The sequence below is a fragment of the Halothece sp. PCC 7418 genome (assembly GCF_000317635.1).
Taxonomy (GTDB): Bacteria; Cyanobacteriota; Cyanobacteriia; order Cyanobacteriales; family Rubidibacteraceae; genus Halothece.
On sequence record NC_019779.1, the window covers coordinates 2,568,523 to 2,594,544 of the forward strand.

A 26,022-nucleotide genomic window follows, 5' to 3' on the forward strand; every position below is an offset into this window, starting at 1 on the left:
CATTTGAAAATCCCCCAACCCCCGCGATTTCGGGGGCTTTGGTGGATCTGTTCGGGGAGCAGAGTTTTTGGTTTTCATATAATAATGGTGATTCGGTCTTGATTCCGAATTCGGTTTTCTCTTTTGTGAATCACCAATGACACCATGACTTCCGAGAAGTTTCGTCAACAATTAAAAAAAGAAGCAGAAACATGGGAAGCAGAGGGGTTAATTGACTCCTCTGTTTTTCAACAATTAGCGCAACGTTATCAATTCCAGACTTTAGAAACAGATAGTCAAAGTCGTTTTGTTGTCATTTTATTTGCTGTCGGTGGAATTTTACTCGGCTTAGGTGTGATCACATTAGTGGCAGCAAACTGGCAAGGGTGGTCAAAAGGGCTGCGGGTAGCGTTACTCTTAACGCTGTTTATTGGGGTGAATAGTGCGGGCTATTGGGGATGGCAGTCATCGCAACCAAAATGGCAACGATTGGGAAAGGGACTCCTTTTATTAGGGGCGTTGATTCTGGGGGCAAATTTAGGCTTAATGTCGCAAATGTTCCATCAAAGTGGGGCAATTTATGAACTGTATCTAGTTTGGGGAATTGGCGTTTTGGCGATGGCTTATGGCTTGCAGTTCACTTGGCTTGCTATTTTCGCGATCGCGCTGATTGGACTGGGCTACTGGTGGGGCTTACCCAGCATTTTTGATCCTGCTGCAAGTGGCAATGCGTCCCTATTAATGCGATATATGCCTCTAGTGGCGATCGCGCTTTACATCCCCCTCGCAGAATTTTGTCGGTCACGATGGGTTTTGATTTGGGGAGTGGTCGCAGTTGTTTCGGCGTTAGAAGTGAGCGTAATCCAAGAGTTATCTTTGATTGATTCTTCATTACTGGTGGGAGGAATGCTTACAGGCGCGATCGCGCTTCCTCCTTTATTATTATGGGCATATTATCCCCTCCGATCAGACATCCGCTTACAATTTCACAATGTTACTTCTCGTCTCTCTGTTTTATTTCTTGGGGGAGTCTGTTACTTCTTTTCCTTTCACTATATCTGGGAGGACGCAACAGTTAACCGCACTAATGAAGTCGCAATGCAACATCCCGCAGCGTTAGTACAACTGCTGATTTTTGCCAGTCTTACGGTTTATTATTGGTGGCGTTTGGGGAATCAAAGCCATCGACCATGGCGTTTAAGAGTTGACAGTACCCTATTTGCGGGGACAACCCTTTTCACGGGATTCGTGGCGGGTGGCGCAGTGGCTGGCTTGCCTTTTCTTAATCTGATCTGGTTACCCACTGTTATTTATAATCTGATTCTCTTTTTCCTCGCGATCGCGCTGATTAAACAAGGACTCAATCAAGGGATTCGACTGAACTTTTGGGCGGGTTTATTATTTCTCAGCCTCCAAATCTTCTCCCGAATGTTGGAGTATCAAACCGATTTACTCTTAAAGTCGATTATCTTTTTCCTCTGTGGTCTTGCCATTGTCATCGCTGGCTTATGGTTTGAAGGTTATTTGCGACAGGAATGATCATCGAAATTGGTTCTTTATTCACTGATCACTGACGACGGGAAGAACGTTGCATTTTAGTCAGAGGAGGTAAGGGACGGGGACGGGAAGTCTCAGACGGTTTGAGATAGCGAGTTGTCGTTTTACGCTGAGAAATCGGGCGATATTGATAATTTTGCCACCATCGTAGCGCGATCGCGCTTGTGCCTACTAATAAACCAAGGGTCAGTAGAGTCCAACGTTCTTCTACTCCCCCAATAACAGCATTCACCAATCCCATGGTCAAAATAAAAGCGGAAATCGGTTCTTTGCGATAAGCACGATTAATAAAGTGTGGTAACAAACGATTCATGCTTGTCCTCAAGCGTTAGATTTTATGTGTAAAGCTAATTCTACGATAACGAACAATCAAACTAATCCTAACCAAGCGAGTAAGCCTTTTCCGCTAAAAAATTCAATGAGTAACAATGCGATAAAGCCAATCATTGCAGCGCGACCGTTGAGGCGTTCTGCATATTTATTAAAACCAAACTTCGGTTCTTGGGTATTAGGGGTAACACTGGGTTGAGTCATCGTTTTTTCTTTGTTTATTATACTGAAGTTTAATTATCAACGGGAAACTTACCAGGGCGAACCGTTAGGGTTTTCTCTTCACCATCACGGTTGACCTTTACGGCTAAATCTTCACCGATCGCGCTCAGTTCTACCGCTTGCTGGACATCTGTACCTGTTTGGACAGCATTGCCACCAACGTTCAAAATGATATCACCTTCCTGAAACCCAGCGCGATCGGCAGGAGAATTATTCACCACTTCCACTACTAGCACGCCCTGTTTGGCTTCAACCGACAAGTCAAAGCGACTGGAATTATTAATTTCCTTACGAAGATCTGGGGTCAGGGTAATCATACGAATCCCGAGATAGGGATGGGCTGCTTCTCCTTCCGTTACCAGTTGATTGGCAATGCGAGAAGCCAGTTCAATGGGAATGGCAAAACCTAACCCTTCTGCATTGGCGCGGATGGCTGTATTGACTCCAATGACCTCTCCTTGGGCATTTAAAAGGGGACCGCCAGAATTCCCAGGATTAATCGCAGCATCGGTTTGAATAAAACTCACCCGCTTGTCTGGAATCCCGACTTGGGAACTCGACCGACCGATCGCGCTGATAATCCCAACAGTCACCGTGTTATTCAAGCCTAGCGGATTGCCAATCGCGATCGCCCAATCCCCTGGAATAATGGCTTCTGAACTGCCCAAAGTCACCGTCGGCAAATTATTCGTCGGAAGTTTAATCACCGCCACATCCGTCACTGGATCAGCCCCGACAACCACCCCATCAAATTTGCGTCCATCTTTCAAGGTTACTTTCACCTCATCCGCATCTTCAACCACGTGAGCATTGGTTAATACTAAACCATCGGAACTAAAAATAAACCCTGATCCCGTTCCTTCTCGCACCCGCCGACGATCTGGGGGAGATTCCTCACCAAAAAACCGTCGATAAAAAGGCTCTTGTTCCTTTTGTGATACAATTCGAGCCGAGTCAAGGCGAACCACAGCAGGGCCAACGGTTTGCGCTGCTCTAGCAATAAAACTAGAATTTTCCAGAGGGGGATTAGTCGGTCTTGAGGAAGCGTCTGGAAGCTGGATCGGCTGCACTGGGGAAAGATTAACCTTCGGTCGTGAGTCGTCTTGAAAATATTCACCTGCTGATAATCCAGCAACGCCTCCTAAGGCAAGTAAACCCAAATAAAGTCCTAATTGCTTACTGGCTCGGCTCATGGGATTGCTTTTAACATTTATTTATTCTAGTGTAAGTAATTTTTTGGAAAGTCGCAGATGACCCAAACCTCTCGGCAATGGAAAAAGCTGTTTATTTTTAATTTGCGCTGGCGAGGTGGGATTATGATTGCCCTACCTGTGCTTTGTTTCCTAACCGCAATTTTAATGATTGCTGGTTTACGATCTCAAACTGCTAATGCTCGCACTCAAGAACAAAAAAGCCAAAATATTCTCAATGCTACTAATGGTTTACTGATGGGACTACAACAAGCGGAAGCCGAAGTGCGGGGCTATAGTGTCACCCAAAACCAGAAATTTTTGCAGAATTATCAGCAAGCGAAAATAACGATTGAAAATCAAAGTCAGCAGTTACGACAGTTAGCCCAAGAAAGCTCGATTCAAGAAACCCAAGTGCAAACAATTCAACAACTGGCTCAACAACAGTTGCATCATTTAAAAACAACAATTGAGATTAGTCAAGAAGCAACATTGCTCGGAAAAAGTTCGTCTAAACTGGATCAGCAACTGCTTAAAAATGAGCGTCAGTTTCAGCAATTAGAAAGCGCGATCGCGCAGTTTATTGAACAACAAGAAACGGCTCAAGCACAACGAGAAAGCAAAGTAGAAGACTGGAAAAATTTAACCACACAAGTGCAATGGCTTGCTTTAATGGTTGGTTTAGGGGCAACAGGAGGGGCAATTTATTTGTTTATTAGTTTAGATCATCAGTTGTCTCAATATACGGATCGCATTGAAGAAAGTAATTCTTTTTTAGCCCGCACAACTCGAACTTTAGAAAAAAGAAATCAAGAATTAGACCAATTTGCTTATATTGTTTCTCACGATTTGAAAGCTCCCTTACGCGCGATCGCGAATCTTTCTAGTTGGATTGAAGAAGATTTAGACGGAAAATTAGAGCCAGAAATCCAACATCAGATGGACTTATTAAGAGGAAGAGTTCATCGGATGGAAGCCTTTATTAATGGCATTTTAGAATACTCCCGCGTCGGTCGAATGCGGTCACAAGTAGAAACCGTGAATGTGGAATCATTACTAACAGAAATTATTGATTCTCTTGCCCCACCCGCCGAATTTAAAATTGAAATTTATTCCCCCATGCCGAGTTTAGTCACCGATCCTCTACCGCTACAACAAATCTTTACAAATTTAATGAGTAATGCCATTAAACATCATCATCGTTCAGATGGAAAAGTGGTGATTACAGCCGAAGAATTAGAAAACGCCTATGAATTTAGCATTCGTGACGATGGACCAGGGATTGATCCGAAATTTCATGAGAAAATCTTTGTCATGTTCCAAACTTTACAAGCGCGAGACACGGTAGAAAATACAGGGGTTGGCTTAGCAATTATTAAAAAAATTCTTGACGATCAGGGCGGAACAATTAAAGTGGAATCGGAATCCGAAAACGGAACAACGTTTCGCTTTACATGGCCCAAGCAATACGTAAAGGGTGAATAGCTGCAAACTCTATGTTTGAGTAGAGGGAGGGAAACGGTAGTCCTTGTTACACTAAAGAGCCACGACGTTAATTGTTGCAACAAAAATGTCAAAAAAACAACTCAATATTTTATTAGTAGAAGATGATGAAGTCGATGTTATGACGGTGCAACGTGCGTTTAAGAAAAATAATCTTTTAGAAGATCATCAATTATTTATCGCTAATGATGGCATGCAAGCGTTGCAGTTATTACGAGGGGAGGGAGCGCGAAAAATTCCCCCAAACAACCGTTTAGTCTTACTCGATTTGAATATGCCCAAAATGGGCGGGATTGAATTTCTCCATGAACTGCGTTCAGATCAATCCTTAAAAACAACTTCTGTCATTGTCCTGACCACATCGGATGAGGACAGAGATAAAGTAGAAGCGTATAAGTTCAATGTGGCTGGCTATATTCTCAAACCCGTAACTTTTGATAAATTTGTGGAAACGATCGCGGTGATTGATGAATACTGGCAGTTAAGCCAACTCCCGACAATGTACCCCGATGATGAATAGTTATGGTAAAAGTTTTGCTGGTAGAAGATGATGAAGTGGATCGCATGGCGGTGCAACGCGCTCTGAAAAAGGGCGTGGAAGAGGATTTGACAATTATTTCCGCAGATGATTGTACCAGCGCGATCAATAACTTAAACACTTATGATGATCTCGAATGTGTCTTTCTCGATTATCGTCTCCCCGATGGGGATGGTTTGAGTTTAATTCAACAGATTCGTAGTCAGTATAGTAAACTGCCATTAGTGGTCTTGACGGGACAGGGCGATCATCAAGTTGCGGTTGATTTGATGAAAGCGGGCGCGATCGATTATTTATCCAAGGATGAGATCTCCCCCGAAAACCTCTCGCAAAGCCTACACCGCGCGATTCGGGTTTATCGTGCTGAAAGAGAAGCCGAAGCTGCTAACGCGCGTCTTAGGGAAAGTGAAGAGCGGTATCGGCTCGTTTTAGAAGGATCAAATGAGGGGATCTGGGATTGGAATGTTGAATCACAGGTGGTCTATTGCAATGATCGTCTTCTGGAAATGATTGGCTTAGCCAAAGGAGAACGAGAAATCGACAAAGATCGGTTTTATGATCAGATTCATCCCCAAGATTGTCCAACGGTGAAAAAGACGATTGAAGACTGTGTATTAGGGAAAACCAGTCAACTAGAAGTTGAGTTTCGCGTCCGTCATAGCTCGGGGGAATATCGCTACTGTATCGCTAGAGGGAAAGCTCAACCAACCCATCGCGGAGAAGCCCGCCGTCTGTCTGGGGTTTTGATTGATATTACCGAACGGAAACGCAATGAAGTCCGCAGTCAGTTTCTCGCTGAAGCCAGTCAACTGTTGTCTTCTTCTCTGGATTATCGCACGACTTTGGAAAATTTAGCCTGTTTGGCTGTGCCTCGTTTAGCAGACTGGTGCGCGATCGATGTGGTGGATGGGGAAGGGGTCTATGGGAATCCTCCCAGCTTGAAACGGATTGCGGTGGCGCACGTTGACCCGAATAAAGCAAACCTCGTTTGGCAATTACAATCGTATCTCAATAATCAGGAAAAGGCTCATTATCATTGTGGCGCGATCGTCTTGCGGAGTCACCATTCTGATGCCTGTTTTTATGTCAATGCTGCAAAAAATCATGAGATGGCGGTGGATCAAGAACATCTCCGCATTTTAGAAGAATTAGATTGTCGCTCTTATATTTGTGTTCCCCTTGCGGTTGGAGAAGAAATCCTAGGGACGCTGTTATTTGCAACCAGTGAATCAGGGCGACATTATACCCAAGCAGATTTATCCTTAGCCGAAGATTTGGCGCAACGAGCAGCGTTAGCCATTGAAAACGCTCGTTTGTATCAAGAAGCCCAAGAAGCTACAAATAATTTACGCACGACTTTTCAAATTTTACAGGAGCAAGAACAACAACTGCGTACTTTACAACAGTTAACGAATTTATTAAATCAACGACTGAGTAATTTACCCGAATTATTAAAAGTAATGGCGCAAGCGACTTATAAAACGATCGCGCAAGCAGAAGTCTGTTTAATTGCTTTGTATAATTCTCATCGGGAAGTGATGTTAACTGTTGCTGCGGGAGAACAAACGGAAAAGGTTGATTTAAAGCAAGTTTTTTCTTTAGAAAAAGGCGTTTTGCAATCCGTTTTTACTGACGGGAATCCAGAAATTTATCAGAACCATCAAAACCTTGACAATTTACCTCATTTAATGTACGGAGTTGCCATTGAGTCTGCAAAATCGGGGCGTTTAGGGGTTTTAGCCGTTGGACGTTGGAAAAAAAATGCGAGTGATGCTTTAGAAACAACGTTTAATAAAGAAGATCAGAAATTATTAAAAGCAGTGGGAGAACAAGCCGCGATCGCGATCGATAATGCCAGACTGATTAAAAGTTTAGAAGAAGGAGAAGAACGGCTCGAACAACAGAATAAAATTCTTGCTCAACAAAATCAAGAGTTAGAAAAACAGCAACGACATATTAAATTACAAAATATCAAACTGTTAGAAGCAGCCCGTTTAAAATCCCAATTTATCGCCACCATGTCCCATGAGTTACGCACCCCCATGAATGCAATTATTGGTTTTTCTCAGTTACTGCTGCGACAAGTAAAAGAGAGTTTAAAACCCCAACATACTCAAATGTTAGAGCGAATTTTGAGTAATGGGAAAACACTACTGGCTCTCATTAATGATATTCTTGATTTATCAAAAATGGAAGCAGGACGCTTAGAATTACGTCTGGAACGGTGTAACCTAAAAACAGTTATTTCTGATACGGTAGAAGAACTGCGATCACTTGCCGATGAAAAACAAATTGCTTTGACCTTTCAGTATGAACTAAACAATCCTTGGGTAACCAATGATAGCAATCGGATTCGTCAAGTGATTATTAATTTGCTCTCCAACGCGATTAAATTTACCGAAGAAGGATCAGTGACGGTTATTGCTACAGAATTGCCCGATAATTGGATTAAAATTATGGTTCAAGATACAGGAATTGGAATGACAGAAGAAGAAAAAAACCAGATTTTTGAAGCCTTTCGACAAGTTGATCAAACCCTAACCCGCAAATATCCAGGGACTGGTTTAGGACTCGCCATTACTGATTCCTTAGTGGAATTAATGGGCGGAGAAATTACCGTTCATAGTGTTCTCAACCAAGGCTCTTCTTTTGAAATTCAACTTCCTCGTCATGTCAAAGAAGATGAAAATGTCAAATCTCAATCCTCTTGTCACTCTGGTCATTTATATTAAGTTCTTAAGAACCATCAACAAATAGCATCCACCCACTGACCCTGATTCTGGTTAACAAGTCTCGATCGCGCTCCTGCCAAGACGCTAAATTAGATAGAGATCCTATAATCATAAGTCCAGATTAGACATTTTCATATTAAGTTACCTGTTCTATGTTTGACGCGCTATCGGAAAGTTTAGAATCTGCCTGGAAAAAGCTCCGGGGTCAAGATAAAATCACCAGCAACAATATTAAACCCGCCCTGCAAGAAGTGCGACGCGCCCTCCTGTCTGCCGATGTGAACCTGCAAGTGGTGAAAGGCTTCATTGCAGATGTAGAAAAAGCAGCAGAAGGGGCAGAAGTCCTGTCTGGGGTTCGTCCTGACCAACAGTTTGTCAAGATTGTCAATGATGAATTGGTCAAGGTAATGGGGGAAAGTAATGTTCCCCTCGCCGAAGCAGAAACCGCACCGACTGTGATTTTGATGGCAGGGTTACAAGGAACGGGGAAAACCACCGCCACCGCAAAACTGGCTTTGCATCTACGTAAACAAAACCGCAGCGCCTTAATGGTGGGAACCGACGTTTATCGTCCCGCAGCGATTGACCAGTTAAAAACACTAGGCGAACAAATCGACGTTCCCGTCTTTGAAATGGGAACGGAAGCCAATCCCGTAGATGTGGCGAAACAAGGGATTGAAAAAGCGAAAGCAGAAGGCATTGATACCGTCTTGGTTGACACCGCAGGACGCTTGCAAATTGACCAAGACATGATGCAAGAGTTAATTGCCATTAAAAATGAAATCTCGCCTCATGAAGTCTTGCTGGTGGTTGATGCGATGACTGGACAAGAAGCAGCCAGTCTGACAGATACCTTCCACCAACAAGTGGGCGTGACTGGTGCAATTTTAACCAAGTTAGATGGGGATACTCGGGGCGGTGCAGCTTTATCTGTGCGTCAAGTTTCGGGACAACCAATTAAATTTATTGGGGTTGGGGAAAAAGTGGAAGCGCTACAGCCGTTTTACCCCGAACGGATGGCATCTCGAATTTTAGGCATGGGCGATGTGGTTTCCTTGGTGGAAAAAGCCCAAGAAGAAATCGACATGGCAGATGCAGAAGCCATGCAAGCCAAGATGTTGGAAGCGCGATTTGATTTTAATGACTTCCTGAAACAGATGCGCTTGCTGAAAAATATGGGATCATTCGGCAGTGTGATGAAAATGATTCCAGGGATGAACAAACTCAGTGGATCAGACATTGAGAAAGGGGAAACCCAACTCAAGCGCACAGAAGCCATGATCAACTCCATGACCAAGCAAGAACGGGAAGAACCGGAATTATTAGCCAAATCTCCCAGTCGTCGCCGTCGCGTGGGGAAAGGTTCGGGACATCAAGAGAAAGATGTGGTCAAACTCGTCAATGACTTCACCAAAATGCGTTCTATGATGCAGCAAATGGGACAAGGTCAAATGGGAATGCCCGGTATGGGTGGTGGACTTGGTGGAATGTTTGGCGGTGGCGGTGGTATGGGCGGTCAACCCCAACCCGGTTTCCGTCAAGCCCCCGGTGGTGGTAAGAAGAAGAAGAAGAAGAAGAAAAAGAAAGGCTTTGGTGATCTTTAAGCAGTGATCAGTGATCAGTTACCAGTTACCAATGACAAATGACTAATGACAAATGACTAATGACAAGTTATGCACAAACCTGATGAGATTCGCTTTTTAGTCCTTGGTTTAATTAAAGATCGCGATCGCGCTTTTTTATCCGAAGGCTATGATTCCACAAAAGAAGAATATTTCTATCGCGCTTTAGGGGGTGGCGTTGAATTTGGCGAAACCAGTTACGAAGCCCTCAAGCGAGAGTTTCAAGAAGAATTGGATACTGAAGTCACCAATATCCGATATTTAACTTGTCTCGAAAGTCTCTTTTCTTTTAATGGTCAACCAGGACATGAGGTGATTCAGGTTTATCAATGTGATTTTGCTGACCCTGAATTTTATACCATTGAAGAAATCACTTTTAATGAGGGGAAACGCCAAAAAGTTGCTCGTTGGGTCGATTTAGAAAAATGTCGATCTGGGGAATTAAAAGTCGTTCCTGAACCAATGGTTGAGTATCTTTAAAGCAACAGTGAACAGTCAATTATTCTGTGCTGTTCACTGTTTCGACTTGCCAGAGTTTGCCTTTTTCATGACGAACTGTAACTGAATAATCTTGAGTCTTTAAACCGTCTAACAAGGACTGAAGGGGACGAAAAACATAGATATCTGGATAATTTTCTGGCAGTTTGATCTGAGTTGTTTCATTAAAAAAGATAAATTGTGTTTGTGGTTTCAAGTCATGACTTAAAGACAGCGTTCTGGCAATTCTAGAAATATCCCCAACCACAAGAGATTGTTCTGATTGATTAATAATCTCCGCAACTTCATGATTATAGTAACTGCTATATTTATTCCACCATGTTGCAGCATTGTGCAGAACCAAGCTAGAAATCAGGCTGAGGGTAAAGGTGGCGACAAAAATAATTTTCCAGAGATTTTTACGGTTATTTTTAACTGAAAATTTGAGATAGCTTCCTAAACAATAAGCGAGAGTTAATTCTACTCCAATATGACACGCGATCGCGTAACGACTAATCGTTGACCGTTGTCCTCCTGTTACGAAATCAGGAACGGCTAACCCCAAACCAGTGACTCCAATTAAAGTTAGAATAAACCACCATTGCGCTGGCGTTCCTTGGCGATAAAGAAAATAAAAACTATAACTCATTAAAATGAAAATAGCCAGTAATAAATAAACCCAAACCTGAGTTAAACTTAACGATATATCTTGAAAGTTTTCGATATCAAATAACCGTTCTGTGTAACCCATTTGTAAATCATAAACTGATCCGACGATATGAATTAGCCACCGTTGTAAGAAAAGAGGAAAAGGAAGATTCTGCAACATCCAATCCGCCATCTGATTCTCACGAAAAATCAAAATGAAGAGCCAAGGCATAAAAAGAATCAAACCTAAACCTGCATATAAAATATAAATTAAAATCACTTGATTTAAACGCCATCTCTGCGAAAATAACGCATAAATGCCATGTCCAAAAGAGACTAAACCTGCTAACGGATGGGCATATAATCCTACAGCAACTGTCCCACTATAAGCGAACCAAGTGGAAGGAGTCGGACGACGCATCGCCCATAAAAAAACCGCACTCATCAAAATAATTGTTACTGTCAGTAAACTATATTCTGTTGCTTCTTGGCTGTAGAGAATATGGAAAGGAGAAATAGCAACTAATCCCAGAGAAACTTCAGCAATTAAAGTGGAAGCAAACACTTCTAAACTCAACCAATAAATCGCAGGTAAACTCCCCAAACTGATCACTGCGGAAAGTCCTCTAGTAATCTTAATTTCACTCCCCAATGTCTCCATACTGAAACGAGTGAGAAAATAGTAAAGGGGAGAAGGTTCATTAGTAGTAATCGCTTTTGTCGTTTGCCAAAGTGAGGTTTCTGAATCAAGGTTTTGATAATTTTCTAAAAATCTTACATCTAGAACCTTCCCAACGGGTGTTTCTTCACTTAACTCGGTTTCTGTATATCCAGCAGAGTACAGCGACGTTTTTACTTCCTCCACCCAATACACTTTTTCTTCAAGGTTGGTCAACCGTAAATAAATCCCTAAAATAATTAAAATGACTAAACTGATCCGCCACCAATTCAGTTGCTGAAAAATCATAAAAAATCAATTAAAAAGAAAATATAAATTTTTGCGATTCACGCACAAATAAAATCAATAACAGCTTATCATTGGTAGAGGAAAGAAAAAAAAGAAATGTTATTGCAATGAATGCTACGTCAAATGTTGCTGAGTTACGTCGCAACTATACCCGTGCGGGATTGAACGAAACAGACGCGGATCCCAACCCTTTTACACAGTTTCAAACTTGGTTTGACCAGGCTCTATCTGCTGAGTTACCCGAACCCAACGCAATGACCCTCGCCACCGCAACCCCAGAGGGAAAACCGTCAGCCCGTATTGTTCTCTTAAAAGGCTTTGATGAAATAGGGTTTGTTTTCTATACAAATTATGCCAGCCGAAAAGGACAACAATTAGCTGATAATCCTTGGGCTTCGTTAGTATTCTGGTGGGCGGAATTAGAACGACAAGTGCGTATTGAAGGGAGAGTAGAAAAAGTTTCTCAAGATGAGTCAGAAGCGTATTTTGCCAGTCGTCCTTTTGGATCAAGATTAGGGGCTTGGGCTTCTCCCCAAAGTGAAGTGATTTCTTCGCGAGGAATTTTAGAAGAAAAAGTCACTCATTTAGAAACTCAATATAGTGAGGAAGACAGTGTTCCTAAACCGCCAAATTGGGGCGGATATCGTCTGAAACCTACAGAAATTGAATTTTGGCAAGGTCGTCCTAGTCGCCTCCATGATCGGTTACGATATCGTCAGCAAGCGGATGGCACTTGGTTACGAGAACGGTTAGCCCCCTAGAAGATGCAAACTATACAAAAGGGTGATGAATAACTCGTTATGATGAAACTAGACGTTAAGTTTAGTTGCAATTTATAGCCGTTGTTAGAAAAAACTGCTTATCTTTTGGTCTATCACGGAAGCCGTGACCCGCGCCCCCAGCAAGAAATGGATCGCTTGGCAAAAGAGATTCAAACTCAACTTGCTGAAGAGTTCGTTGTTTCAGCACAGCCAGGAAGGAGAACAGCGGTTTTAACCAAACCTCCCGAGCCTCTGGTTTATACAGCAGCCTTAGAACTTGCCCCACTCCCTCTAGAACGCGCGATCGCGCAACTGAGTCAAGACTTAGCCCCAAAAGGAATCATGGAATTACAAATCCTGCCCCTCTTTCTCCTGCCTGGGGTTCATGTGCGAGAAGATATCCCAGAAGCCGTCAAAATTGCCCAGCAAGCGGTGGGAACTGACATGAGGATTACCCTTAAACCTTACCTCGGACAATCCCCTTTAATGGCGAAAAAATTGCAGGCTGCCTTCTCAGATGTAACCCACTCCGCTAGAATAATAATTTCCCATGGGAGTCGTCGTCCAGGAGGCAATCAACCTCTAGAAACCTTGGCGCAACAAGTGGGAGTTAAACCTGCTTATTGGTCGGTTTCTCCGACGCTGACGGAACAAGTAGCGGGCTTAGTAGAAGCAGGAACATCGGCAATTGAAATTATGCCCTATTTTCTGTTTCCTGGTGGCATTACTGACGCGATCGCGCGGGAAGTGCAAACCCTACAAGCCCAGTTTCCAAGTGTGCATTTGCAGTTTGGACAGCCCTTAAGCCGTCATTTCTCCCTGGCTGATCTCATTATTCAAGATATGATTCTATGACCGATCAAAAAACCCTTGGTAAAGTTTATCTCGTTGGTGCTGGACCCGGTGATCCTGGCTTATTTACCCTGAAAGGGAAAACCCTTCTCGAACACGCCGATATTGTGATTTATGATGCTTTGGTCAGCAGTGCCATTTTAGCGATGATTAACCCCCAAGCGGAAAAGATTAATGCAGGGAAACGACGCGGGCGACATTCTAAGTTACAGTCCGAAACCACTGAACTTATGATTGAAAAAGCGCAGACCAATGCAGTGGTAGTCCGTCTTAAAGGGGGAGATCCCTTTGTCTTTGGGCGCGGTGGCGAAGAAATGGGCGATTTAGTTAATGCAGGTGTTCCTGTGGAAGTGGTTCCTGGAATTACTTCTGGTGTTGCAGCCCCCGCCTATGCAGGGATTCCCTTAACTCATCGTGATATAAGCTCCTCAGTCACATTTGTTACGGGACATGAATCGGTTGGCAAGTATCGTCCCCAAGTCAATTGGAGCGCGATCGCGCACGGGTCAGAAACAATTGTCATTTATATGGGCGTGCAGAATCTTAGCCATATTATTGAACAACTCAAGGGTGCTGGGTTAAGCGGTGCAACTCCCATTGCTTTGATTCGCTGGGGAACTTGCGCCGAACAACAAGACTTGATTGGGTCGCTTGATACCATTATTGAACAGAAAGAAAAAGAAGATTTTTCCGCACCCGCGATCGCTGTCATAGGAAAAGTTGTTGATCTGCATGAGGCTTTGCAACAGTGATGAAACTTGTGGGAATGAAGAATCAAGAAGCCTTGAAAGCATTGAATTTAGTGAGCAAGCATCAAGAGTTTTTACTGAAAAAATGGGAGGAAATACATGAGTAATCAACTAGAAGATGACCAAACCATACTAGCAAAAATTGAAAAAGCAAGACTAGAAACAGAACAAGATCAAAGTCCTCACGCTATTAACGCTTGGTATGATGAAACTTCAAAAAAATTATAATTAGCTTTGATAATGGTGCTGAATTTGCTTTTCCAGCTTCCTTAGCAGAAGGATTACAAAATGCAACTTCTGATGAGTTAGCAGCAGTAGAAGTTACCCCCTTAGGTGAAGGATTACATTGGGAATTATTGGATGTTGATTTAAGTATTCCTCATCTTTTAGATCAAGTGTATGGATCTAAAAAGTGGATGCAACAATTGTCTTTGAAAACTTTCTGAGGAATCCAACCAATCACTCCTCATCAGCAGCATCAATTTGCGGATAATAACTAGCCACTAAAGCCACCATTAACCACCAAAGGGTACTAATTTCAGGACGATACCACACGGTATCGACTAAGCCGTGGGTTAGCATTCCCACAATCGCAGCGATCGCGCCAATAATCCAAAAACCTTCTCGTTCCCCTATCTCTCGTAATATAGTCATTTTCCGCCAACCGTGATACGCAATGCTTCCCAGTAAGCCAAGGAAGGCGATAAACCCAATCGCGCCCATTTCAACCAAATGTTCTAAATAAATCGAATAGGCACTTAATGCGGTATAGTTGGGACGTTGATAGAGGGGATACACGGCGTTAAATGCGGAATGACCTGGACCAATCCCCGACCAAGGGCGATCGCGAATCATTTCAAAAACCGCATACCACACATTCAGGCGAAAGTTATTACTACTGTCTTCACGTCCTGCAAAAATGCTCATCACGCGCAATCGTAACGGCTCGACAAAGGTAATGGCGGTTAAGATTAATCCTGCAAAAAACGCAAACACTAACGGGAGTAACCAGATCCGCCAAAACTGCGGTAACGCATCCCGATACCAATAGTAAAGAAGTAAGAAATAGATTGCTAATAATCCCACCAAAGCAATCCAACCGCCACGGGAATCTGTCGCATAGAGACAGTAAGTATTGACGAGTAAAGCGGTGAAAGCAAGCCCTTTTTGTAGCCAAGTGCGCCACACCCAAAGTGCAGAAATCGAAAGCGCGATCGCGCTAATTAAATAACCCGCCAGTAAGTTAGGATTTCCTAAATAACTATATGCTCGTGTGGATTCCGCTAATTCCGATTCTGGGTCATTCCATGTCGCCAGTTGATCCACGCCAAAAATCTCTTGACGAATCCCATAGACGCTGATGACAAGGGAAACCAGCAGATACAGCGCGATCGTCCAATTGCGAAGGGAAGGCGATCTTAAGACTCGTGCTGACAATGCAAACCATAACAAATAAAGCGTTAATGTGATCCAACCTCGAAACGCCTCTGCTTTCACTGGCGAAAACGCAACCGCGATCGTTGCAACGCCCCAATATAATAAAACCAGCAGATGAATGGGAGTTAAACCAATAAGATTACGTTCCGATAGGGTTAAAATGCCCCAATAGCCCGCCCCAGCAATCAGTAACACTCCCACCAGCGTTGAAGAGACAAAGGGTGTTAAAGCAACGACTAACCCCATTAAAGCCATTCCCAACGGTTCCGCCCATTGCAATAGATAACTTCCTTCACGCCAAGGAGAAAATAGCCCCACAAGCCGATAAATAAAACTTCCACCACGCCAACGAGAGAGCGATAATTCAGAACTGGTTTTTTCAGAAGTCATAAGTTTGTTATTTATTCTTAGTTCTTTGTTAACAGGACATCATGAATTGGATGAGTTGACAATCAAAACAGTCTTGTCTAGCAATCCTAGATGAATCAGAAAGATTATAAACGTTTACCTAAAAAACTCATATTGCCATTTATTTGTATATTTAGAAAATAATTTATATTGTTCCCAATCACTTTTTGGTCACGTTTCAGAAATAGTAATCTAATTTGTGTCATCTTGATCGACGTTTTTGGCAAAGCAAGGTATTAATAGACTTATAGAGTGATTTACTACAACCAAGTCCATGACACAACTCCCTCAGCAATGTTCAGGATTATCTGATCAAGTCAACACGATTTTAGAGTTACTGCGAGAGGAAAGCAGTCTCACGCCAAAACCGAAAACAGTAATTGTCGAGGCGGATTTAAAGAAAGCGATCGCGCCCAAGTTTTATATTGTCTTTGCGGGTGCATTTAGTGCGGGAAAATCCATGTTGATTAATGCGCTATTAGAGCGAGAATTATTATATAGTGCAGAAGGACACGCCACAGGAACGGAATGTTCTATTGAGTACGCCGAAGCAGGAGAAGAAAGAGTTATTTTAACTTTTCTCTCACAAGCCGAGATTTTAGAACAAGTGAATATTCTTTGTTCTCACTTAGAGTTTGATCCCTTAACAGAAGTAGAAATTAATCAGTCAGAAGCGGTAGCAACTTACCAAGAAGATTGCAAATATGTCATTCAAGCTGAAGGCGGAGAAGGACGTTCTGAACTGGCTAAAAAAGCAAGAGCATTATCTTTATTATTAGAAGGCTATCAGAAAAATCCTGATCGGATTGGGGAGAAAGAAAATAAAACTTACTCCATGGGAGAATTAAATTTTTATAACCTCACTGAAGCTGCAACTTATGCGCGTCGCGGAAGTAATAGTGCGGTGTTAAAACGGTTGCAATATTATTGTCATCATCCCCTATTAGCGGATGGAAATGTCATTATTGATACCCCTGGAATTGATGCGCCTGTCGAGCGCGATCGCGCTTTAACTTATGATAAGATTAAAAGCCCTGATACCTCAGCAGTGGTTTGTGTTTTAAAGCCAGCTTCTGCGGGAGAAATGACAACAGAAGAAACGGAACTTTTAGAACTGATTAAAGAAAATCCAGGCGTACGCGATCGTGTTTTTTATGTCTTTAATCGCATTGATGAAACTTGGTATAATGCTCAATTGAGGCAACGGTTAGAAGGGTTAGTTTCAGAACAGTTTTACAGCAGCGATCGCGTTTATCAAACCAGTGCTTTACTAGGGTTTTATGGAAGTCAAATTAAACAAACCAGTGAGCGCGATCGGTTTGGCTTAGACTCCATTTTTTCTGATAGTGTGAGAACCCTAGGCGGTGAAGAAGAAACCCCACAATTTGTCAGTGAATTTAATAATTATTGTGGTAATTCTGGCAAACTGGCAAATAGCATTTTTCGGGTGTCTGTTCACGGTTATGAAACCCCAAATCAAAACTATATCCGAATCTTGAGCGAATGGGGTAATCCTCTGATTAATCAACTCATTGAAGATAGTGGAATTGAAACTTTTCGCAGCGCGATCGCGCGTTATTTAACTGAAGAAAAACGTCCTCAACTCTTTGTTACCCTTGCGGATGATTTAGAAGAACTTTGTATTCCTCTCGTTGAACATTGGAAAGCAGTCTATCGTGACTTAATCAGCCAACCGCAAGAAATTGATGCAATGAAACAACAAGAATTGCAACAACTGAATCAGCAATTAAAATCGGTTGCAAAGGAATTTGAGGAACATCTTTCTCAAGAAGTCAATGATCTGATTGTGAATGGAGATAGTGCATTTGAAGCCGACTTCAATAAATTACAAGCGCGAATGGTAAGTCGCCTCGATGAATTATTACAAACTTTTTCTGTCCGCGATGCGTATAGTCGCGCCACGGCGAGTCATCCGAATAATTCTACTGCGCCTTTGATTGCAGTTTTAGTAGAGGCGTTATATTATCTTGCTAACGAATTAGAAAAAGTGCTAGAAGAAAGTGCAGAAGTTGTCATTGAAAACTACTTTCAACGTTTGCAAGAAAAATTACGCCATCAAGACTATTATCGTCGCCTTTATCGTTTATTAGGAGACGATGGTGGAATTGAAGATCAACTAAAAACTCTTAAAGAAACCTTACTCATCGCGATCAAAAATGCAGCGCATACAGAATGTGATCGCTACGTGCGAGAAAGTCCTCGTTTTTATGATGAGGGAACCTTTTCCATCTATCAATTTCGCCAAACCTTACAACAAACCTCCCAAAGTTATGATGCAGAAAGTATGGTAGAAGCTGAACCTTCAATTCGTCAGTTATTGAAGCTAGACTTTGAACCTAAAGTGGATAAAACGATTCGTAGTAACTTTCGACAAACTATCAATAATACCTTGAAAAAAAATTTGCTACCGATGGCGAAAGAACAAGAAGAAGCGATTCTTCAACAATACGAAAAAGCACGAACCAATTTAGAGCAAACCCTCGCAGAAGAAGCAGAAGGAAAGATTGCTAAAAATCTACAAATGCAGACAGAAATCTTAGCAAAAGTCAAGCGATATAACGAGGCTGTACAAGGGATTAATTCTTGTTTACAGCAGTTAGAGTTATACGAAAGCCAACTGAGTGAAATCAGTTTACCGCACTAAAAATCTAGGGTGGGTATTTGTTGCCCACCTTCTCTCTGTGTTAAATTTTAAGCATTATACTTTGGAGGAAGTAATGACTAATAATAAGAACTTTTTGGATGATAAAGATGTTGTATCTATTTTGTCCTATCCTTTTAATTTTGAAAGAACAATGAAAATCGAAGAAATTAAAAAAATAATGAATGAATGGGCAGCAGAAAAATTTAGACAAGGTTTATTTCCAGAATTTATTAAAAACTGTGAAGTTTTGAAGCAAGATGGGAAAGGCTGGAAGAAAGGACAAGTTAAAATTAAATTTGAGTTTATCCCTGATGAACCTAATCCAGAAGAAGAAAACAAGACAACAGAAAATCAATCCTTAAATGACTTTCGGAATTAATATAAAACTGTAAGTTGGGTTTTCTTTTATGCGACTCAGCTTACTTTATTGTCAATTAAATGCTTAAAGCTAATTGAATTATGGAACAAGAATTTAAAATTAGATTAAACGAAAATGATGCTGTTGAAATCATAGATGAGCGAGAAAATAATCAAGAGCAAGTTTTTCTTCGCCATCCCATGTTCAAAATTAAAGATTTAATCAAGACAATTCAATGTAGATTATTAAATATTAGTCTCAATCAATTTAATGAAAACGATGAAAGGATTAACCATCGTAAAAAATGGATTACAGAAGGGATTAATTGTGAACTACTTCAACTAGGAAGTCAGCAATGGAAAAAGGGTAAACTCCGAGTTAATGTTACAGTTGAATTTATTCCTGATGAAGTTGAATCCCCTTTAGATGATGTACGTCAAGGAAGCAATCATTATGAATCGTAATCGCTTCCAGAAGAAAACATCGCGCATTTCCATCCCACCAGAAGTGAAAAATTATGTCTTCCAACGGGATAACTATCAATGTCGCAGTTGTGGGAAAACAGAAAAACAAACTACATTAGAACTGGATCATATTATTCCTATTGCTAATGGTGGATCAAATGATATCAGCAATTTACAAACCTTATGTCGGGGTTGTAATCAAAAGAAAAAACATCATTTTGATCAACGTTTTCGTCGTCACTTTTCTTAATTTAATGAAAAAGCATCTCACCTTTATTGATTGAGTTCAAGTCCCTCATATAAATCAAATAATTGGAACTCAACAGGAACAGACGACAAAGTAATTTTATCTTCTGGATTGGTGTATTCACAAAACAGCCAACGCTGAATATCGACTTTAGAATAGTATTCAAGATGTTGCTTATACTGATCGATCAGTAAATATTCTTGAAATGTGGAAAGACTACGATAGGCTTCAAATTTCTCATCTTTATCGTAGCTTTTAGTTGATTTGGAGAGAACTTCCGCAATCATTAAAGGATTCGTTACTGTATCATTGCGACCTTCTTGCAGTTTCACCGGATGAGAAACCACCATCACATCGGGATAAGTATAAATATTAAAATTAGGAATCCACAGCCGTTGATCAGCAACAAAAATACTATAAGGTTGACCGCGAAGATTGACTCTTAGTAACGCATTAAGAATGCTTGCAATCTCATTATGATTTGGTGTTCCCCCAGTCATGGGAATAATTTCCCCATCAAGATACTCATGGCGTTGTTCAGATTGGATTTCCAATTCCAAATAGGCTTCTGGGGAATAGATTTTTCCTTCTAATTGCGTAATCATTTCATTCTTTATCCGTTCTCTGGTCAGTGATTACTGGTCACTGTTTAATCTTTCCAAGCAGGATGATTCATCAAGGAAGCAAACTCACGCACTCCTCGCAGCTGATTCGATAGGGGAAGATGTCCTAAGGGCGCGCTAAGATCCCAAATAAATTCATTGGGGTAGCGTGTCCAAAGATTTCCTTTTTTCCAACCAATTTTTGTCCAGAGTTTCGGGAAGTCTTGTCCGAGGGACATCCAAATTTTTCGCTGTACCGAAAAGCCAAATTTTCCCTGAGAGTGGACATACCATAACTGATCCATGGTTTTTAAGTCCGTGGTCGGAAAGTTCTCCACTTCGGTAAAATAAATCCATTTCCGTTGCATGGCTTGTTCACCTGCTAACTCACAGCGTTTGGTCAAGGTTAATCGATCTGCTTCTTGAAAGTCTCGTTGCACTAACGCCAGTTGTATCGGTGAATAGTCAATATTCCGTTCACTTTTAAGCGGAACCACCCCTTCTGGGAACTTCTCTTTTAAAAAGGCTTCCGTTTTCAGTTGTGTGGCAGAATATAGCTCAATATAGGCTTCTCCTACTGCAGGGGTGGGGTTATGTCCTTCTTTCTCTAAAAAGGTCATTAAAACCTCTAAACCAGCTTCTCCAGCATTCGCCAGTTCGGAGATAATCGGAAGTTGCTTTTTGACGGGTTGCGAAAAGAGTTTTTCTTGTAATTCAGCAATTTGATCGGTGGAAGGGGAATTCACGTTATCCATTTCAGCTTTATGAAGACGACTAGCCATCATCCATCTTAATGGTCTGAAACCGATTTCCTCACATAAGCAAGTGCAAACCGTTCAATTCCTGCTAAGTCTTTATGAATCGCAATGGGGTGATAATGACCGTTCTCAGTGAGTAATGCTTTAACCGCATCGCCTTGTCTGGCTTCCATTTCCACTAGCCACAACCCCCCAGAATGAAGGAATTGTGGGGCGGTGTTCACTAAATGACGAATTGCATCTAAGCCATCGTTTCCCCCGTCTAAAGCGGTGAGGGGTTCATGCTGTCTCACTTCGGGTTGCAGTTCTGCTAAGGTTGCAGTGGGAATATACGGGGGATTTGAGACCATGACACTAATTTTCCCTTGCAGGTGGCTGAGGGGAGAAAACCAAGATCCCTGATGGAATTCAATTTGATTCACCAAACCAAGATTTTTAGCGTTTTCTTGAGCAATGGCTAAAGCCTCTGGAGAATCATCAACCGCATGAATTTTGGCGTTAGGAAGAGCTTTAGCTAAAGAGAGCGCGATCGCGCCACTACCTGTTCCCAAATCGACCCAATGTCCTCTTGAAAACAGATCCGCCCCATAATTCAGGGCTAATTCCACCAGGATCTCGGTTTCGGGTCTTGGAATCAACACCGCCGGAGAGACTTTCAACATTAAATCTCGCCAGGGGGTTTCCCCAACGAGATATTGCACTGGAATTCGGTCTTGCAGCCGTTTTTCCCACAGTTGTTTCAGTTCAGAAAAAGGAATCGGCAGGGGAATTTCCGCATCGGTTTTATAGCTTTCTAAGCGTAAACTGAGGGAACTCAACCCTGCGAGACTTTGTAATAACCAATCGACTTCTTGGGGAGGAATAGACAGCGCGATCGCGCGATCGATGCTTTCCTCTCGCCAACGGGCTAACTCCAGACCAGAAACCATTGCTTTTCGCTTTACTGTCCTTGTTGCAGATTTTGTTCAGACACAGACTGCAAGAACTGTAAAGACTCTTGAGAGGGCACTAAAACCACTTGTTTGAGTTGTTCATCATTTTTCTCTTCTAAAGTCTGAATCATGCTTTGCAAAGTCACCACATCAATCTGCACTGATTGTGCTTGCTCAGGCTGGCTTTCTTTAAACTTCTCGACCATTTGTTGCAGTTGATCTTTTTCAAAGAACATAGGAATCATTTGTTGACCCTCACGTTCTACCATTAAGTAGCCTTCATTTTCACCGCCACGGGCAATAAACAGGGGAACACCAGCGAAATTCTCTACTTGTTGACCCTGTGACTGTAACAGAGACATCGCAGATTCCACTTCCTCTTCCATGGGAACAAAAGCAAAATCTAAACCATCTGGTTTACTTTCATTCTGCTGATCCAGTTCATACACTCGTCCTAAAGAAAGGGCGACGACTTGCACTTGTTGTCCTAATTCTGGGTTTTCCTTTTTCAAACGACCAATAAATTCTTGGGCATCCTGTTGACTAATAAAAACACCAGCAACACGACTATTATTTTCTCCCGAAGCAACAAGGGGAGACCCGTTTTCATTGGCAACTGTAAAGACAGGGACTTGCTGTAATTTTTGAATAATTTGAGCTTGTGGTAAGGCAAGGCTGTCAGGCATCAGGCTCAACCAAACACCAACCATAGCACCACTGCATAATCCTAGACGAATTCCCCAGTTCTTTAAAAAATTCATTATGATTTCAACCTAATTCATTGCAAGTGTTATCTTACATTCTGACGAATTAATTGCCCTTTGTGTATAGTGTTTCGTGATAGTTTCTCAAGTGTCACTTATAAATTCGTTTTTGATTACTTATTATTTGTTATTCCTTCTTTAATCATCACTGGTTGACTAACATGACACCACCTGAAGGAACAATTGTAATTCCTCTTCGTACAGGCTTAATCGCTGGTTGTGACGCTAATTTTAGCCTTAAATTAGCAAAAATTGTCCCAAAAATCAGTTTCATTTCATATAGAGAAAAAGCTGCACCAATACAAGCTCGGTTTCCGCCCCCAAAAGGAAAATATTGATAAGCACTAAACTGATTTTCTAGAAATCGCTCGGGTCGAAAACAATGATGATCCAGAAAGGTTTCTTCCCGATGATGGGCTAAATAAATACAGGGGACTAAAATGGTTTCTGGTGAAAATGACTGATGATGAAGCTGAATTGTTTCTTTAACTACTCTCGGTTGCGAAATCAAGGCAATGGGATACAATCTTAATGTTTCTTTACAAATTGCCTCTAAATAGGGCAAATCAATTAAGGCTTGGGGAGAAGGAGACGATCCTAACGGTTGCATTTCCGCACTTAATTTTGTCCACACTTGCGGGGAAGAATACACCCAATAAAACATCCAAGCGAGAGAAGAAGCTGTCGTTTCATGACCTAAAAATAATAGGGTAATCAGTTGATCGCGCAACTCTTGATCGCTCATCCCATTGCCATTTTCATCTTCAGCGGATAGAAGTAAACTTAAAATATCCGTTTGCTGGGAATAGTCTTGTTGGCGACGGTCTTGAATTTCAGCATAAATTAAATTATCGATCGCGCTTTGCTTGCGAACAAAATGTCCCCAAGGGCTATACTTTCCCCAATCAATTTGTAACGGCGGGAAGAAAAATAAACTGGAATAAAAAGGATTTGTAATTGCGTCTAACAGTTCAGAAATTAATTGTTCTAACTTTTGAAATCGACTCCCTTCTTTCAGACCGAACACAACCCGCAAAATTACTTTTAATGTAATTTGAGCCATTAATTTTCGGCTGGAAAAAGGCTGATTTTTAGGGAGAGTGGGTAAAACTTCTTCTGTTAACTCACAAATCACATTTTGATAAAAAGACATCCGTTTCCCATGGAGAGGCGGAATTAATAACTTGCGCTGTCGTAAATGATCTTCTCCATCCAACATAATCAGGGATTGATCCCCTGTAAAGGGACGGAAGACATGAGTGATTTTTCCCAGTTGAAATGTTCCAGAAGGAGCGGTAAAAATCGTTTCAAGGGCTTGAGGTTCACCAATAAAAAAGACATCTGGCGAGTTATTCCCTAAAATCCTAGCGGAAAAGATATCCCCATAACGATGTTGGTACTTAGCAAAAAAACGAATGGGGTTTGCAATCAGTTCTAAAGTTTGCAAGAGGGGAGGGGTTTCTAAACTCGGAATGGTCTGCTTCATAGCGTTATACAATCAAAGTTCGACAAGCTGTCTTTTGACGAAGGGACAAGCAATCACTTATGCTCTTATAGCACTTCTCATCTAAAAAACAGAAGCAATGGCACTGTCCCTAAAAAATCGCAAACTACTGAATATTGGAATCGCCCCCCACGATGGAATCTTTTGCATTGGTATTTCTCCTCATGGTTTAATTTCCATTGGTGCAATTCCTCATGGTTTAATCTCTATTGGTTTAGTGCCTATGGGGCTTTTTTCAGTAGGTTTGGTTTCGATGGGAATTTTTTCCATGGGTCAAATTACCATGGGTGTTTTTAGTGTGGGACAACAAAATATGTCTATTATGGAATTGAATGTGGGTGACGTTTCTTCGGATGAATTATCGGAAGACCATGAGATGGACGGTCATCATCATTAGTAATTTTCTAAAGCCATTTTAATGCCCCCTTTTGGTGCAATAGTAACCCCTCTTCTTACTGGCTTAACCGCTCTCTTTTCCAAGAGTTTTAATGAATATTGTTTTAAGATTGTCGCAATAACAATTTTCATTTCCATCATGGCAAAAACATCACCAACACAACGACGAATTCCGCCACCAAAAGGCATGAATTCATAAGGACTAAATTCTTTTTCTAAAAACCGTTCCGGTTGAAATTGATTGGGGTTGGGATAAATGTCTTCTCGGTGATGTAAGAGATAAATACAGGGCGCAAGAAACATTTCTGGTGGATATTCATAATTCCCGACTGTCACAACAGATTTAGTAATCCGAGGAAAGGTAATAATTGCAACAGGATAAATGCGTAAGGTTTCTTTGCAAACTGCATCTAAATAAGGGAGTTGATTCAGGGCTTTAATATCACTGCTATCAGAAATCGTTTCTAATTCAGCTAAGAGTTTCTCCCGCACTTCTGGGAATTTATGAATCCAATAAAAAGCCCAAGCTAAAGCAGTTGCGGTTGTTTCATGTCCAGCAAAAAGAAGGGTAATGAGTTGATCTCCTAATTCGGTATCACTCATGGGGTTTCCGTCTTCATCTTCTGCTGACATGAGTAAACTTAAAATATCGTTCCCCGTGGTTTGCTGATTATTTCGTCGTTCTTCAATTTCCCCTTGCAATAACTTATTAATTCCTTGCTGACGATTCAGAAAATTACGCCAAGGACTCCCTGGAAAATCTTGTTGAAAAATCGGGAAAAAGAGTAAACTAGAGCGCAAAACTGATCCCCCTGTTAATTCTAATAGCTTCACAAGAGGGGCTTTTAATTCTTGGTGGCGTTTCCCGTCAGAAATGCCAAAAACCGCTTGCATAATCACTTCTAAGGTGATATCTTGCATGGATGACCGCATGGTAAACGGTTTATTCGCGTCCCAAGTTTGTGTAACCTGCTGTGTGGTTTCAGCGATAATTTCCCCATAATGACGGATTTTTTCCCCATGAAAGGGCGGGTAAATTAGTTTCCGTTGACGATTATGATCTTCGCCATCGGTCACTAACATCGAGGTTTCTCCCACAATGGGAATTAAAATGTAGTTTCCGCGACCACTATCAAAATTGGCGCGATCGTTAGTCAGAATTTCTTGTATCGTTTCTGGGTGGGAGATAAAAACAAATGGTCTTCCTTTGCGAAACTCCAGCATAAAGGGATCGCCAAAGGTTTGGGCTGATTTTTCTAAAAGATTCAGAGGATCGGCTGTCCACTGGATGAGTTGGCGAAAATTTGAAGTTTGAGGTGTGGGGGGAAGTTGTTGGGTGACAGAATTGGTTATTGTCATT

Annotated in this window: 27 protein-coding genes; 16 read left to right on the forward strand and 11 right to left on the reverse strand. The window is 41.7% G+C overall.

Features of this window, described 5'->3' with window-relative positions; genetic code table 11:
• Nucleotides 1-144: 144 nt before the first annotated feature.
• Complete coding sequence (locus tag PCC7418_RS11615) at nt 145-1,518, forward strand: DUF2157 domain-containing protein (protein ID WP_015226379.1); 1,374 nt, start codon at nt 145-147, stop codon at nt 1,516-1,518.
• Between the two features lie 28 nt (nt 1,519-1,546).
• Here PCC7418_RS11615 and PCC7418_RS11620 read toward each other — a convergent pair whose 3' ends face one another.
• The 3 genes from PCC7418_RS11620 to PCC7418_RS11630 are packed head-to-tail and all read right to left on the reverse strand — an operon-like array spanning nt 1,547 to nt 3,281.
• Nucleotides 1,547-1,849 (reverse strand): hypothetical protein, encoded by a 303-nt coding sequence (locus PCC7418_RS11620; RefSeq protein WP_015226380.1) that lies wholly within the window; start codon nt 1,847-1,849, stop codon nt 1,547-1,549.
• A 56-nt stretch (nt 1,850-1,905) separates the two neighbouring features.
• A complete protein-coding gene (locus PCC7418_RS20580; RefSeq protein WP_015226381.1) occupies nt 1,906-2,070 on the reverse strand; it encodes a hypothetical protein in 165 nt (54 codons plus the stop codon).
• A 29-nt stretch (nt 2,071-2,099) separates the two neighbouring features.
• Nucleotides 2,100-3,281 (reverse strand): HhoA/HhoB/HtrA family serine endopeptidase, encoded by a 1,182-nt coding sequence (locus tag PCC7418_RS11630; RefSeq protein ID WP_015226382.1) that lies wholly within the window; start codon nt 3,279-3,281, stop codon nt 2,100-2,102.
• A gap of 57 nt (nt 3,282-3,338) precedes the next feature.
• Here PCC7418_RS11630 and PCC7418_RS11635 point away from each other — a divergent pair, with 57 nt between their 5' ends.
• From PCC7418_RS11635 to PCC7418_RS11655, 5 genes are all read left to right on the forward strand, one after another.
• A complete protein-coding gene (locus PCC7418_RS11635) occupies nt 3,339-4,763 on the forward strand; it encodes an ATP-binding protein (RefSeq protein WP_015226383.1) in 1,425 nt (474 codons plus the stop codon).
• Between the two features lie 85 nt (nt 4,764-4,848).
• Nucleotides 4,849-5,301, forward strand: coding sequence for a response regulator (locus PCC7418_RS11640; protein ID WP_015226384.1), 453 nt, complete (start codon nt 4,849-4,851; stop codon nt 5,299-5,301).
• Between the two features lie 2 nt (nt 5,302-5,303).
• The gene (locus PCC7418_RS11645; RefSeq protein WP_015226385.1) at nt 5,304-8,051 is read left to right on the forward strand and encodes an ATP-binding protein; all 2,748 of its coding nucleotides are present in this window, start codon (nt 5,304-5,306) and stop codon (nt 8,049-8,051) included.
• A 152-nt stretch (nt 8,052-8,203) separates the two neighbouring features.
• A complete protein-coding gene (gene ffh, locus PCC7418_RS11650) occupies nt 8,204-9,655 on the forward strand; it encodes a signal recognition particle protein (RefSeq protein ID WP_015226386.1) in 1,452 nt (483 codons plus the stop codon).
• 69 nt (nt 9,656-9,724) lie between these two features.
• Nucleotides 9,725-10,153, forward strand: coding sequence for an NUDIX hydrolase (locus tag PCC7418_RS11655; protein ID WP_015226387.1), 429 nt, complete (start codon nt 9,725-9,727; stop codon nt 10,151-10,153).
• A gap of 19 nt (nt 10,154-10,172) precedes the next feature.
• Here the strand turns inward: PCC7418_RS11655 and PCC7418_RS11660 are convergent, their stop codons facing one another.
• Complete coding sequence (locus PCC7418_RS11660) at nt 10,173-11,765, reverse strand: glycosyltransferase family 39 protein (protein WP_015226388.1); 1,593 nt, start codon at nt 11,763-11,765, stop codon at nt 10,173-10,175.
• Nucleotides 11,766-11,872: 107 nt separating this feature from the next.
• Between PCC7418_RS11660 and pdxH the strand changes: the two genes are divergently transcribed.
• The 5 genes from pdxH to PCC7418_RS21375 all read left to right on the forward strand — a co-directional run bounded on the left by pdxH (nt 11,873) and on the right by PCC7418_RS21375 (nt 14,573).
• A complete protein-coding gene (gene pdxH, locus PCC7418_RS11665) occupies nt 11,873-12,526 on the forward strand; it encodes a pyridoxamine 5'-phosphate oxidase (RefSeq protein ID WP_015226389.1) in 654 nt (217 codons plus the stop codon).
• 81 nt (nt 12,527-12,607) lie between these two features.
• Nucleotides 12,608-13,381 carry a sirohydrochlorin chelatase gene (locus PCC7418_RS11670; RefSeq protein ID WP_015226390.1) on the forward strand — a complete coding sequence of 258 codons (774 nt, stop codon included), beginning with the start codon at nt 12,608-12,610 and terminating at the stop codon, nt 13,379-13,381.
• Entirely contained in the window at nt 13,378-14,130 is a 753-nt protein-coding gene (gene cobA, locus PCC7418_RS11675) for a uroporphyrinogen-III C-methyltransferase (RefSeq protein ID WP_015226391.1), read from the forward strand. Before PCC7418_RS11670 ends, cobA begins: the two co-directional genes overlap by 4 nt.
• A 96-nt stretch (nt 14,131-14,226) precedes the next feature.
• Nucleotides 14,227-14,355 carry a hypothetical protein gene (locus PCC7418_RS21135; protein WP_255348256.1) on the forward strand — a complete coding sequence of 43 codons (129 nt, stop codon included), beginning with the start codon at nt 14,227-14,229 and terminating at the stop codon, nt 14,353-14,355.
• Entirely contained in the window at nt 14,355-14,573 is a 219-nt protein-coding gene (locus PCC7418_RS21375) for a DUF2442 domain-containing protein (protein WP_396275493.1), read from the forward strand. The genes PCC7418_RS21135 and PCC7418_RS21375 overlap by 1 nt, the downstream gene beginning before the upstream one ends.
• Before the next feature lie 13 nt (nt 14,574-14,586).
• Here PCC7418_RS21375 and PCC7418_RS11680 read toward each other — a convergent pair whose 3' ends face one another.
• The gene (locus tag PCC7418_RS11680) at nt 14,587-15,954 is read right to left on the reverse strand and encodes an IctB family putative bicarbonate transporter (protein WP_015226393.1); all 1,368 of its coding nucleotides are present in this window, start codon (nt 15,952-15,954) and stop codon (nt 14,587-14,589) included.
• Between the two features lie 292 nt (nt 15,955-16,246).
• Here PCC7418_RS11680 and PCC7418_RS11685 point away from each other — a divergent pair, with 292 nt between their 5' ends.
• From PCC7418_RS11685 to PCC7418_RS11700, 4 genes are all read left to right on the forward strand, one after another.
• Entirely contained in the window at nt 16,247-18,637 is a 2,391-nt protein-coding gene (locus PCC7418_RS11685; RefSeq protein WP_015226394.1) for a dynamin-like GTPase family protein, read from the forward strand.
• Nucleotides 18,615-19,016, forward strand: coding sequence for a KGK domain-containing protein (locus tag PCC7418_RS11690; protein ID WP_150107060.1), 402 nt, complete (start codon nt 18,615-18,617; stop codon nt 19,014-19,016). Before PCC7418_RS11685 ends, PCC7418_RS11690 begins: the two co-directional genes overlap by 23 nt.
• A gap of 80 nt (nt 19,017-19,096) precedes the next feature.
• Nucleotides 19,097-19,459 (forward strand): KGK domain-containing protein, encoded by a 363-nt coding sequence (locus PCC7418_RS11695; protein WP_015226396.1) that lies wholly within the window; start codon nt 19,097-19,099, stop codon nt 19,457-19,459.
• Complete coding sequence (locus PCC7418_RS11700) at nt 19,449-19,709, forward strand: HNH endonuclease (RefSeq protein WP_015226397.1); 261 nt, start codon at nt 19,449-19,451, stop codon at nt 19,707-19,709. Before PCC7418_RS11695 ends, PCC7418_RS11700 begins: the two co-directional genes overlap by 11 nt.
• A 23-nt stretch (nt 19,710-19,732) precedes the next feature.
• Here PCC7418_RS11700 and PCC7418_RS11705 read toward each other — a convergent pair whose 3' ends face one another.
• From PCC7418_RS11705 to PCC7418_RS11725, 5 genes are all read right to left on the reverse strand, one after another.
• Nucleotides 19,733-20,311, reverse strand: a complete 579-nt coding sequence (locus PCC7418_RS11705; protein WP_015226398.1) for a Uma2 family endonuclease — start codon at nt 20,309-20,311, stop codon at nt 19,733-19,735.
• Between the two features lie 44 nt (nt 20,312-20,355).
• Entirely contained in the window at nt 20,356-21,063 is a 708-nt protein-coding gene (locus PCC7418_RS11710; protein ID WP_041596629.1) for a GUN4 domain-containing protein, read from the reverse strand.
• Between the two features lie 35 nt (nt 21,064-21,098).
• Nucleotides 21,099-21,995, reverse strand: a complete 897-nt coding sequence (gene prmC, locus PCC7418_RS11715) for a peptide chain release factor N(5)-glutamine methyltransferase (protein ID WP_015226400.1) — start codon at nt 21,993-21,995, stop codon at nt 21,099-21,101.
• A gap of 11 nt (nt 21,996-22,006) precedes the next feature.
• Nucleotides 22,007-22,759 carry a Tic22 family protein gene (locus tag PCC7418_RS11720; RefSeq protein ID WP_015226401.1) on the reverse strand — a complete coding sequence of 251 codons (753 nt, stop codon included), beginning with the start codon at nt 22,757-22,759 and terminating at the stop codon, nt 22,007-22,009.
• Between the two features lie 148 nt (nt 22,760-22,907).
• Complete coding sequence (locus PCC7418_RS11725) at nt 22,908-24,248, reverse strand: cytochrome P450 (protein WP_015226402.1); 1,341 nt, start codon at nt 24,246-24,248, stop codon at nt 22,908-22,910.
• A 97-nt stretch (nt 24,249-24,345) separates the two neighbouring features.
• Here PCC7418_RS11725 and PCC7418_RS11730 point away from each other — a divergent pair, with 97 nt between their 5' ends.
• Nucleotides 24,346-24,663: a hypothetical protein gene (locus PCC7418_RS11730; RefSeq protein WP_015226403.1), complete on the forward strand. Its 318-nt coding sequence runs from the start codon at nt 24,346-24,348 to the stop codon at nt 24,661-24,663.
• Here the strand turns inward: PCC7418_RS11730 and PCC7418_RS11735 are convergent.
• A complete protein-coding gene (locus PCC7418_RS11735; RefSeq protein WP_015226404.1) occupies nt 24,660-26,021 on the reverse strand; it encodes a cytochrome P450 in 1,362 nt (453 codons plus the stop codon). The two genes, PCC7418_RS11730 and PCC7418_RS11735, sit on opposite strands and share 4 nt — an antisense overlap.
• Nucleotide 26,022 lies beyond the last annotated feature (1 nt).